This window comes from Anabaena sp. PCC 7938 (genome assembly GCF_049315035.1).
Lineage (GTDB): Bacteria > Cyanobacteriota > Cyanobacteriia > Cyanobacteriales > Nostocaceae > Anabaena > Anabaena cylindrica.
Genome location: NZ_CP186034.1, coordinates 6,147,920 through 6,160,421, shown reverse-complemented (window position 1 = coordinate 6,160,421; position 12,502 = coordinate 6,147,920). Strand labels below are relative to the sequence as shown.

Annotated in this window: 8 protein-coding genes; 3 read left to right on the top strand and 5 right to left on the bottom strand. The window is 36.7% G+C overall.

Translation table 11 applies throughout. The features are described 5' to 3' along the window. Nucleotides 1-243 precede the first annotated feature (243 nt). The 4 genes from ACOWPH_RS27445 to ACOWPH_RS27430 all read right to left on the bottom strand — a co-directional run bounded on the left by ACOWPH_RS27445 (nucleotide 244) and on the right by ACOWPH_RS27430 (nucleotide 7,182). Nucleotides 244-3,213: a hybrid sensor histidine kinase/response regulator gene (locus tag ACOWPH_RS27445; RefSeq protein WP_015213281.1), complete on the bottom strand. Its 2,970-nt coding sequence runs from the start codon at nucleotides 3,211-3,213 to the stop codon at nucleotides 244-246. Between the two features lie 57 nt (nucleotides 3,214-3,270). Further along, nucleotides 3,271-5,529: a methyl-accepting chemotaxis protein gene (locus tag ACOWPH_RS27440; protein ID WP_015213280.1), complete on the bottom strand. Its 2,259-nt coding sequence runs from the start codon at nucleotides 5,527-5,529 to the stop codon at nucleotides 3,271-3,273. 65 nt (nucleotides 5,530-5,594) lie between these two features. After that, entirely contained in the window at nucleotides 5,595-6,092 is a 498-nt protein-coding gene (locus ACOWPH_RS27435) for a chemotaxis protein CheW (RefSeq protein ID WP_015213279.1), read from the bottom strand. A 52-nt stretch (nucleotides 6,093-6,144) separates the two neighbouring features. Next, nucleotides 6,145-7,182, bottom strand: coding sequence for a response regulator (locus ACOWPH_RS27430; RefSeq protein WP_015213278.1), 1,038 nt, complete (start codon nucleotides 7,180-7,182; stop codon nucleotides 6,145-6,147). An 835-nt stretch (nucleotides 7,183-8,017) separates the two neighbouring features. Here ACOWPH_RS27430 and ACOWPH_RS27425 point away from each other — a divergent pair. Both ACOWPH_RS27425 and ACOWPH_RS27420 read left to right on the top strand, forming a co-directional pair. Further along, nucleotides 8,018-9,019 (top strand): zinc-dependent alcohol dehydrogenase family protein, encoded by a 1,002-nt coding sequence (locus ACOWPH_RS27425; RefSeq protein WP_015213277.1) that lies wholly within the window; start codon nucleotides 8,018-8,020, stop codon nucleotides 9,017-9,019. Nucleotides 9,020-9,060: 41 nt separating this feature from the next. After that, the gene (locus ACOWPH_RS27420) at nucleotides 9,061-11,256 is read left to right on the top strand and encodes a pentapeptide repeat-containing protein (protein ID WP_042465701.1); all 2,196 of its coding nucleotides are present in this window, start codon (nucleotides 9,061-9,063) and stop codon (nucleotides 11,254-11,256) included. 82 nt (nucleotides 11,257-11,338) lie between these two features. Here the strand turns inward: ACOWPH_RS27420 and ilvN are convergent, their stop codons facing one another. Beyond that, nucleotides 11,339-11,857 (bottom strand): acetolactate synthase small subunit, encoded by a 519-nt coding sequence (gene ilvN, locus ACOWPH_RS27415; protein ID WP_015213275.1) that lies wholly within the window; start codon nucleotides 11,855-11,857, stop codon nucleotides 11,339-11,341. Nucleotides 11,858-12,121: 264 nt separating this feature from the next. Between ilvN and ACOWPH_RS27410 the strand changes: the two genes are divergently transcribed. Continuing rightward, a complete protein-coding gene (locus ACOWPH_RS27410; RefSeq protein ID WP_015213274.1) occupies nucleotides 12,122-12,475 on the top strand; it encodes a hypothetical protein in 354 nt (117 codons plus the stop codon). Nucleotides 12,476-12,502: the final 27 nt, after the last annotated feature.

Sequence of the window (12,502 nt, the reverse complement as noted above, 5' to 3'; positions counted from 1 at the left end):
AGAAAAATATTTTTCTCTTATGTTAAGAGTTTCTTGCTATATCAAACATTCTCAGAACTTACGCAAAACATCACGAAAGTAGGGGTAATTCATGAATTACCCCTACGAAAGAATCAGGTTTTTGATTACTTCGTGCGTAAGTCCTAATTCTTTATCCTGAATCCTTACATAGATAAAATTAGGACTTATGCAAAAACTCTCCTTTTCTTTGTTTCTGACTCCTGACTCCTGAAGTCTTAGGATTCAATTATTAGCAGATCCAGTTTCTGCTATTCTAAAAATTATCTCTTCCAGTGTTCTCAATAAATCTTGTTCATTATAAGGTTTAGAAAAATAAGCTCGCGCTCCTAATTGCATTGCTAATTGGCGATGTTTGTTACTACTACGAGAAGTTAACATGGCCACAGGAAGACTTTTTAAATCATCATGAGATTTGACTCGTTCTAGAAAGCTATAACCATCTAAACGTGGCATTTCAATATCACAAATTACAGCTTGTACTTTTAAACCACTTTCTAATTTTTCCCAAGCGTCTTGACCATCTTTAGCTTGTTCGACTTGATACCCTCCTTTTTCTAAAGTTAGAGCTAAATAACGACGGACATTAATTGAATCATCAACAATTAAAATCATGCCCTTTTGGTGGCTAGGTCTGACTAGAGGTTGATTTTTTTGTGGTTTGAGAAAAGCTGTTTTTAATTTAGTGGTAGGTAATTTATTACTTCTATGAGGACGTTGATTGCTAGTAATCCAAGATACTAATTCACTTGTATTTACTAGTGGCACTACCCGACCATCACCGAGAATTGTACAGTTACTAAAACCATCTGGTAAAGGTATGTTGCCTTCAACTTGGCGAATTGCGACTTCTTGTTCACCCCAGCAACGATCTATTTGTACGGCTACTGGTTGATGATCATTTTTAATGATTAACACGCTACTGGCATTGATTCCCGTGGGACTTTCTATTTCTAAATTATTGTAATGGGAACAATTAAACTCAAAGTAATTACCAAGACGCATTAAGGGTAGCATGGTATCTTGCCATTTGAGAAATTCTCTACCATCCATTGAAAAAACTTGATCATTTTCTAATAAAAATATTTCTGCAACCACATCTGTAGGAAATGCCAAAACCATCCGGTGGTTGATACCGCTACCTGTATCACTCTCTACTAATAAAACTCGTGCTACAGACAGTGTAAATGGTACTGATAATGTAAAAGTTGTACCAATTCCTGGCTGTGTATCCACTGTAATATCACCCCGCACAAGTTTGAGGTTATTTTGAACTATATCCATGCCCACACCACGGCCAGATAAAGCTGTGACTTGATCAGAAGTGGTAAAACCTGGCTCAAAAATCAGTGTTAGTAGTTCTTCTTCACTGGCAGTAGCTATTAATGCTGTATCTAAGCCCATAGCTAGAGCGCGCTGGCGAATTTTTTCTAGAGAAATGCCTCTACCATCATCGCTCATGGTAATGATTGTGCGATCGCTCCGATGATATCCTTTAATCTCTATCAATCCTTGTTCTGGCTTCCCTTGAGCGTGACGGGTAGCCGGATCTTCAATCCCATGATCGAATGCATTACGTAACAAGTGCATTAGCGGCTCATTCAAAGCCTCTAAAATGGTGCGTTCAATTAAGGTTTTACCACCTTCAATTTTTAACTGCACATTTTTACCATATTCAATATTTAAATCACGAATTGCTCTCGGAAAACGCTCTACTAAATCAGATAAAGGACGCATTCGCACTTGCGTTAATTTTCTCTGCGCTTGCTTAGATGTTTTATTCAACTTCCGGGCAATTTGATCTGTATCATCAACACTGAGTTGAATATCACTCGTGACTTCTGCTACCTGAACAATTGTTTCCATCACATCCTGAGATAGCAGGTTTAATTTTTGATAGCGATCTATTTCTAAACCTTTTACCCCAGAATCTTGTACCTCTTCCCCTGAAGTTAATACTCCAGAAGAGACACTTTGGGCAATAATTTTCTCATATGCCGAACGCACTTCTTGATGTTCTTGATCAAGAATTTGCACTCGTTGGCTCAGTCCTAATACCAGTTTGCGTAATCTTTCTAATTGGGAATTTAATCCATTCCGCTGAATAATTATTTCTCCAAATAAATCATTAATTTCTTCTAATTGTTTACTCGGAACTCGGACTGTATTCTCATGAATTTCCTTATCTTTAGAAATACCAATTATTTCGCTTTTGCGTTCGAGATGTTTATAATCTATAGAGGCAATTTCTTGAGTAAATGCTATATTAGGTTCAGGAAACTCAACAGCGTTAATTTCTGGTGGTAATTCTACTTTTAAAGATGTTAAATCAGGAATTAACGCCTCTGTAATCAGATAATTTTCGTGTATTGTTACTTGTACGGGCGCAATAATCTGTTCTTGAATATCGCTAACAACTACTTCATTTAACTTAATTTCTGTTGGTAAGCTATGGCGTTGGTTTGTCAGCACTAAAGCTTGGGATCTTCTCCATGCTTGCAATGCTAATTGAGCAATTTCTACAAAACGCTGAGGCTGAGTTTCTAAATAATTGGTAACTGACTCACAAAGTTGAGTAAAGGCAGGTAACTGAAGCATTTCTCCCAACCCACCCAATTCAGCAGCCATCACTCCTACTTCTGACTGTAAATTAGTTGTTGAACTATTTGCCAATAAAGATTCTAAATTCTGCAAACACTCTTCGACTTCGGTTTCAAACAGTAGCGGAATAATTTCTTGTCCATCTTCTGGTGATAGCATAGTGGTGATATCTTCTGGAGAAGGATCACCTAAACGTTCATGCAGTTCATCAAAAATTGGATAACAAAAAGTTCTTAACCATTTATCCTCTGGAGCTTTTTTTTCTGACAACAACTCCACAATCTGCCGTAGCCAGTCAACTCCAGATAATAACAAACTTTGCAAATGAGTATCAATTTCTAGAGATTTCTTGCGAGTTTTGAGAACCTTGAAAGAATCTTCTAATCGGTGCGCTAAATTACTCAACAATCTAAACCCCATCATCGCTGCACCACCTTTAATAGAATGGGCAGCCCGCATGGCAGCATTAATTTTATCTAAATCAATATGTTTACTAGTGTCAATTTCCAGCAAAATACTTTCTAATGTATTTAAATAATCAGTTGCTTCCTCTAAAAATTGCATCTGAATTTCAAGCTCTTTATCATTAGTCATAAATCATTAGTCCTTAGTCGTTGGTTATTAATTATTAGCCAAGAACAAATTACTTAATCAATTGAGTTTAAAATTCTCAATATTCTTTTGTAAATGCTGAAAAATTTCTATATTTCTTTGCAAGGATTCACCAATTTGCTGGGTATAATCACCCCTAAGTTGTGAAGTTTCAGCGATATCTTGCATTAATTGTCTCACAATTTGCGATGTCTCTAACTGCAAACCAGAAGCCATAGAAATTGATTTTACTAAAATATCCACTTGTTGGGAAACATCTAAAATCTCACTCAAACTTTGCTTGGCATCCGCGACAATTTGTGTACTCTCAATTACTTGATTATTTCCTACCTCCATGGCTTGCATAACTTCATTGGTATCTCGTTTAATTTTCTCGACAATTTGCTCAATTTCTTGGGTTGCAGCCGCACTGCGAGCTGCTAATTCTCCTACTTCTTCAGCTACAACAGCAAAACCTTGACCTTCTTCTCCAGCACGCGCAGCTTCAATTCCTGCATTAATTGCTAATAAGTTAGTTTGCATGGCAATTTGATTAATTAAAGAAACCACGCGGGAAATTTGTTGAGAAGATTCTCCCAAATGCCGGACTTTTTTAGCAGTTTCACCTACTGTTTCTTGTAAAGACAGAATATTTTGTACTGTCGAATCCATTGCTTTTCCACTTTTGGTAGCGGTGTGGTGAGCATGATTGGCAATATTAGTAACTTCTTGAGCGCCATCTACTAAAGCTTGCATAGAACTGGTCATTTGGTCAACAGCTACTAAGGTGCGGTTGATATCATCAGCTTGTGTAATTGCTGCTTGTGTTAAGTCCCGAATAGCATTTTGATTTGAGCCAAGGGAAGTATCTACTTGACTAGCTGCCTGTTGTACTTGGGTAACAATATCGCGGAGGTTTTCTAAAATCAAATTGAAAACATTGGCAATAGTCCCAACTTCTCCAGTTATTACATCAGCTTGTGCTGTCAAATCTCCTTTAGCGGCACTTTCCACTTGGCTGAGTAAATTGAGAAGTTGCAAATGTAGTGTGTCTTGTTGTTGCCATTCCTGCTCATTTGTAGATTCTTCACTCACATTGATATCTTGTTCTTTCGTTGGAGCTGCTAATTCATTATTTTGTTGATTTGCCAACCCAATTTTGATTTCATTTTCATTTTCAATTACAGTTTCTACTCCTGCTGATGCTTGGGAATTTGGCTTTGTTATACTCTGAGCTAACCAAACTGCAAGCAATGCGAACAATAATGCTACTAGTGCAGTTCTCTGAGCAACAAGCATCAAAAATTGTCTTTGCGGCTCGAAAGCGATCGCAGCATTTTGAGCCAAAATTAACTGCCAATTCAGATTAGGTAAACCTGCTAGTTTTTTTAATGGCACATAACTGACTAGTTCTGGCTGTTGTTTAATAGTCTGAATTCCTGTAAAACTATCAACATTTTGGATATCCAGGGGGTTGGCTAAACCAGGATATATTACTGTAGCTGCTTGACCTAATAAATCCGGCTTGAGACTTAGAAAAAACTTGCCTGTCGCATCGACTAAATAATAGTCATCACTATCAGCTACATAGTTTTTGATTGTTTCTACTAATAATTTTATGGGTATACGTGTGCGGACTACAGCAATAGTTTTTCGTGTTGCTAGATCTTGAATCGGTGCAGCAACATAAATAACCACTTCTTTATTTTTTAATGTTTCTGGTTGACTAATAACAGGAGAATTATTTTGGATAACCTCTTGAAAATATTGCAAATTTTTTTCCTGAGTACTAGTTCCACCTTTAGATTGAATAATCACTTTTCCATTCAGGTCAAAAACCGCTAGATGGTCATAGGCTTTATAAGCTGTAATAAAGCGGTTTAGTACTGCTTGCTGTTCAGGAATACTCGTACTTTTACTAACTTGAGCGTTGGTTAAAAATGGTAGAGTTGAGAGAACTTGAATATCTCCATATTTTGCCAACATAAAACGGTTAATTGTGTCACTTAATCTCAGGGCTTGAGCTTCCTGATTGCTGACAATTTGCTTACTAATGGATTTACTACCGAAATTATAAGCCATCATGCCCAGTCCGAATACTGGTAATGTGCCGAGTGCGATCGCTAAAATTACCGCTTTCGTTCTTAATGTCAGTCGCTGTAAATACCTCACTGCATGGTTTCCAGGGTAATTTCTGGTCGTGTTGACATGAGACTGGCTAACCATTTCTATTCTATGATCAGTAACTTTCGATGATGCTCTCAGAGATGCTTTTTTTTGAGTATCACCACTCTGAGCAGTATCAGTTTTATTAAACATAAAATTAATTTCCCTAAATTTATGTAACAATATCAGCAAAGACTGATTTTTATTACCTTATTCAATTAATCACTCCGAGCATTAGCATAATTTACAATATTCTGTGCATCTAAGACCAGCAATATTTCTTCTTTTTGCTCGACGCAGCCACACAAATAAGGCACTAAACTAGTGGCCACTTGTCCCACAGGAGAGTGAATATCATCAGCCCTGAATTTAGCTGTACCTTTTATTTCTTGGACAACTAAACCCAAAAGCATTGATTCTACCTTAACGACAATAATATTGTACTGTCGAAGATGATAATCTATTCCTTCTAAATTAAACATTTTTGGCAGATCAATTACCCAAATAATCCGACTACGCCAATTCATTAATCCTAAGATAAATGTAGGCATATTAGGCATAGAAGTCACAGACTCTACAGGGATAATAATCGCTTCTTGGGTATGATCAATTGATAAAACAGCAGTAGTTTGTTGATTGAGTTGAAATTTAAGATAGCTATCTGCTAAAGAATTTTTACCAGGTTGATAATAAAGGGTTAATTTGGAATTTGTCATTGATTTAATTCAACAAAAATTATCATTTTTTTCTGCGGTGGTAATTGCTAAATTAACCGATATGTTTAGATACCATTTTCAACAAATCTTCTCTAGTAAAAGGCTTGGTTAAGTAGCCTGATGCTCTGACAATTTTAGCCTTTGCTTTATCAACAAACCCTGTTCTCCCAGTCACCATAATAATGGGGGTATTTTTAAAATTTGAATGTCTCCTTAATAATGAACATAGTTCGTAACCATCTAAATTTGGCATTTCTACATCTAGCAAAATCAAGTCTGGTTTACTTCTAATAATTTGCATTAAAGCTTTAATCGGATCATTAATCATTACTACGGAAAATCTCTGTTCATCTAAAAAATGTTGAATAGAATTTAACACCGTTTGACTATCATCAATACAAGCAATTGTATATAACTTCTCCTGAGAATTTAATTGTAAATCATTGTTTAATTTATCTTCATGCAGAGGTGATTTTGCAAATTTTTCTCCTAGTTGTTTTTTCTGTTTAATTTTAGTCCCAGAAATGCTAACAGATGAAATTGTGTTGGGAGTATTTTGGCGATATTTTAAAGGTTTTTGACAGTGTTCAACTATTAATTGCAAATCCAAGTGACAGAACTTTGGTAATTCATTTAAGTAATTATCGGCATTCAGTTGATAGTTACCTTCTTTTAAGCCAAGAAATGATTCCAGCACTTCTTTAGCCAATTCTTCAATCAATATTCCTGCTTGTGCAGAGGTAATATAGTTCTGTTCTACTAACCAGCAAATAGCATGATAATCAGCGTTTGCTATCAATTTATTTTTGCTCTTGGGTGTTGACATCAATCCCATCTGTTCATAAGTTACACTGTTAAAACTAGGAATTTGCTGATTTAAGTGTTGTAAATGAATCTCAAGGCGCTCAAATAATTGATCCGAATAAGTAGCATAAGTTAGTTTACCTCCTTCTAAGTATATTGACCAGGACACTATATCCGTGAATACACTTAAGCATCCCGTTACTTTTCTAGTACTTAATTGTGCTAACAGGGACAAGGGATGTAATTTCTGAAACAACCTGTAACTACCTAGAGGTGCTGTCATCATTTTGCTTTTACTTCAGCTAAATTCAATACTTGTGATTTTAATTTGCATCATACATCACAATTAAAATCAAGTATAAAACATCAAATAGTTTGTAGTCCTCAATACAAGGTCTGATATCCTGGTTTGTAGTAAAACTCAACAATAACAGTGTTAATTTAAAGATGACAAAATTTTCAATAAGTTATAAGTTGTCATTAATTTACTTACTAATACTGTGATTATCCGGTATTTTTGAGTAATTACGCAAAAAGTGTCAATACTATATTATATGAAGTTCGTTTAAATACTTATTTTTGTCCCAAATTTATAGATGGGAAAGCTGTTGATTAAGTCTTCTGTTCTAGCTTAGGACTAAAGCTGCGTTTCACACTAAAAATCTGTTTTAGGGTGCGTCAGGTATCAACAATCTGTTTATTTACAGGATTTATGCAGTCTGACGCACCCTACCAATGTGCCGGTTGTGTAAGTTTTTTAAATAATCAAACTTTTAAATGGTGCTTGGTTGTAATTCGTTAAAACGTAAATAGGGCTTGCTGTTCGCGGAGTGTGCCGTTAGGCATATAAACTTAAAAACAATAACAGATAAGGGTTTGCTGGGTTTTGGATGCTCATACAAGCACCCTATGAATAAGCGGGTAGTCTATGATGATATTAGTTAAACTCCTCACACCATATCGAAAGCCGTGAAACCATTGGGTACACGGTTTTTTTATTTTTCGTCGAGGAATGTGAGCAATTTATCCCCCGCTTTATCAATTTCCTGATTAATTCAACCCTAACTACCCAATTAAGCTAAAGTTGCAAAAGACGTGCATTTTTAACCAGGAGAAAAGCTGTGAAAGCAGTCTTAATGACAGCAGCAGGAAACCCCGAAGTTCTACAACTGCAAGATATACCCAAACCCACACCGGGAAATAGAGAACTTTTAGTCCGCTTAGTAGCAGCAGGTGTTAATCCCTTAGATACGAAACTGCGAAAACGAGGCACATTTTATCCTGAACAAATGCCTGCTACACTGGGATGCGATGGTGCAGGTATTGTTGAAGCTGTCGGTACAGAAGTCCAGAAATTTGTCCCTGGAGATGAAGTCTATTTTTGCTATGGTGGTTTAGGTGCAAAGCAGGGTAATTACGCAGAATATACCACCGTTGATGAGCGATTTGTAGCGAATAAACCCAAATCTGCATCCTTCGCAGCAGCAGCAGCAGCACCTCTAGTATTAATCACCGCTTGGGAAGCTTTATATGAACGAGGAAGACTACAACCAGGAGACAAAGTTTTAATTCATGGGGGTGCAGGTGGTGTTGGTCATGTAGCAATTCAACTAGCTAAACTCAAAGGTGCAGATGTCGTCACTACCGTTAGTTCTCCAGAAAAGGCGAATTTAGTTACCCAATTTGGTGCTGATAAAGTAATTTTTTACAAACAAACCGACTTTGTTCAAGCTACCTTAGATTGGACAAACGGTGAAGGTGTAGACTTAGCTTTTGATACTATTGGTGGTGAAATTTTTGATCAAACTTTTCCCGCTGTGCGAATTTATGGTGATATCGTCACCATTCTCGAACCTAACTCCAACACAGTTTGGAAAGTGGCCAGAAATAGAAATCTTCGCATTAGCTTAGAATTAATGTTAACACCAATGATCTTAGGCAATGTCGAAAGTCTGCAACATCATGGTGAAATTCTTCAACAATGTGCTAATTGGATAGATGAAAATAAGTTAAAAATTGAAGTTACCCATCAATTTCCCTTAGAAGAAGCAGCAAAAGCTCATCAATTATTAGAAAATGGCGCTATAACAGGTAAAATTGTCTTACTAATTAGCGATAACTAGAAAACTTGCATAATTCGTTTTTTAAACGCAGCATCTCACAAATATTAAACGCAGGAATCCAGAAATTTTCTCTGTGTTACTCTGCGCTTACCTTAGCGTTACTCTGCGTTTTACTCCTTTTCCCTTTCCCAACCTTCGCAGCACAACCAGAACGCACCCCTTTAACTCTAGAACTATTACAAGAACGACTGAAGACACCAACACTCCACGAAGGTAATTTAACAGTAGATTTACGGGAAATGGTAATTGATTTACGACCAGAAAATGCTATCTTCCGGGATAATTTTTATAAATTGGTGCGAAAAGAACTACAAAAGACTGGTACAAAACCGCTGGGTTTAGATTTAAGTTATTCTTTAGTACAAGGGGATTTTATCGGTAGCGATTTAGGTTTAAGAACACCTCTCTACGCACAAGCCATAGCACCAATTTTTACAGCAATAGAACAAGAACAATTAGAACGTCTCCGTTTGGTATGTTTGCAATCGTTATCAATAGCTTTCCCTAATTCTAAGGACTGTAAGTCGCTTTTAGGCACTCTATCAGCTACTTCCAGCGAAATTACCGTTTTTCGTGGTGCTTTGACTTTGGTAGAAACTCGCTTCAATGGTGAAGTACAATTTCCTCATACATTTTTTCTTCAGTCTATAAATGCTGGAGGTGCAACTTTTTTCAAAGCCACCAACTGGAATGAAACTAGATTTAGCCGTCCTGTGAGTTTTGATGCTGCTGCTTTTATTCAACCTAGTAGTTTTCAAGGTAGTATTTTTTTTGATAAAGCTAATTTCAGGAAAGCTAAATTTCAGGAATCTGTAGATTTTCAAGGTGAGTTTTTTGTTAAAAATGCTAATTTTAACCAAGCAAAGTTTAAACAATTAGTGAAATTTAATAATAGTTTATGGCAAGAAGATGCTGATTTTTCTGGTGTTAGTTTCGTAAATTCAGCACAATTTAATCAAGCCGATTTTAATCAGGTTGTAATTTTTACAGAGGCGAATTTTGAAAAAAATATTATTTTTAGAGAAGCCCAATTTAACAAATCTGTTAATTTTAATGGTGCCAGCATTCTTAATCAAGCTGATTTTAGTGATGCGAGGTTTGGTAAAGGAGCATTTTTAAATATACCTGGCTTAAATTTCAATTCTAATCAAGCAAAAATTTTAGGAAATCCTGGTGAAATTGGTAATAAATTTGCTGTTCCGACGTTGCAAGGTAATCAAAATATTTTGCGAAATTTGGGGCAAAATTTCCGTCAACAGCAACAAGTTGCTGATGCCAATCAGTTAGAATATTTAAAACAACGACTAAAATTAATAGAATTAACTCATGTTTTAGTAGCTACAAATATTAATAATGCTTCTGTGTCTAGTTTAATTAACTTGGGTTTTTCCCCCACTCAAGCACAAGCAATTAGAGAACAACGGCAGATAAAACCGTTTCGCAATAGTAGTGAATTATTAACTTTAGCAGATATTGATTTGGAAAGCTATGATAAACTAAGAGATCGCTTGGTTGCCAGTGAACCACTCTCCCTGAGTATGTGGTTAATTCAAGCTTTTAACTGGTTGTTATTGAGTGTACTGTTATTGCTGAGTGGCTATGGGACAAACTTTTGGCTGGTATTTGGTGTGGGAGGAGTTGCGATCGCATATTTTGGTTTACTATTTTGGTTAATAGACCGTTACCGTCGGCTGCGTCCTGTACCCATTATTCCTTCATATTACGAAACTATTTCCATACTGACTAGTTTTAGCTGTTTAATGTCCTTAAGCTTATTAGCAGTCTTTCGTAATACCCAACAACCTTGGCTGACATTAGGATGTCTTTTGATGATTATTGTTCCTGTTCCATTAACTTTAATATGGCGACTTTATCAACAGGGGCGTTATCACGATTTAATGAATTTTTCCTATTTTACAGAAGATGGAACTTTACGACAGTTAAGATTATTAATTGGACGATTACCAGTCATACCAAGAAATCCGACATTTCGAGAAAGATATATGCCTTTATTATGGAATCGGCGTTGGAATTGGCTTAACTACTATGACTTTAGTCTGAATAATCTAGTGCGATTAGGATTTAACGACATTCGCCTCAGAGATGAACACCTTCCGGGAATTATTGCCTCACTAGCTTGGTATCAATGGAGTTTAGGTTTACTTTACATTACCTTAGTTTTGTGGACTCTCTCCCGCACAATTCCGGGATTAAATTTGCTAATTTATTTAAAATAATTTCTCAAATAATTTCTGCAACAAGACGCAAAGACATAAAAACCTTTACGCCTTTGCGTGAGGCTTATTGTCGCATTGACAGCTAAACCTTTGCTTCCAAAGATTTAAGCAATTCAGTATTGACACCCGATTCACGAGGTAGAGAAATTTTACCAGTACGGGCTATTTCTCTCAGACCAAATTTTTGCAACACTTGGACGATCGCTACCATCTTACCAGGATCTCCCACAACTTCCAAAGTCAGAGAATCTTCTGCCACATCCACAACCCTAGCTCGGAAAATCTGAGATATTTCAATTACTTCGGCGCGAATGCTGCTAGTGGCATTCACTTTCAAAAGCATCAATTCTCTTTCTACACAAGGAGTTTCGGTAATATCCTGTACTTTGAGGACATTAACTAACTTGTATAATTGTTTGGTGAGTTGCTCAATTACGCGATCGTCTCCAGGTACAACCATTGTAATTCGGGAAACACCTCCCTGTTCAGCAGGGCCAACAGCAAGGCTTTCAATATTAAAGCCACGACGAGCAAATAAACTGGAAATACGGGAGAGAACACCCGCTTCATCTTCTACAAGAACGGAAAGAGTATGTTTCATTTCGCCAACACAGGCTAGGGGAGCATAAGATTAACGCAGACCTGAACTCATGGCTGCGCTAGACTTACTACCACACTGAATTTTCGGTCTAATCTCCGATTGTAACGTATTTTTTGCATCCTGAGATAAAAGTTAGGCAGAAATCATACTCTTAACTCAAAATTGTCTTGAGTACATATCTTATCAACGGTAGATGCAATTTTTTTCTTAAACTTCTATACTCTGCTAATATAAAACCCTCAACAAAATAGGAGAAAAGTGTTTATGAGTTGGTTAAAAAGACTTTTTGGCATGGAAAAGCCGGAAAATGCACAAGTAAATCCCACTCCGCAACCAGTACCACAAGCTGCGGCTACTGCAACTCAAACCATCCCTCCAGAACGTTTAGGATTAAGCGGAGAATACGACCAAAGCGGTTTAGCCAAAAGGGTAGCATTGGCTTTTGATCAAGATCCCCAACTTGATGACGTTGATACCCTTTGGGTGGCTCAGACAGGAAGTAATGTGGTACTAAAAGGCAAAGTTCCCGATCAAAATATCCTGAATAAGATGACGGCTGTGGCTAATTCTGTAAATGGCGCTACATCTGTAGATACTACTCAAGTAGAAGTCGGCTAGTTCAAAAAGCTAAACAAGACGGGTGAA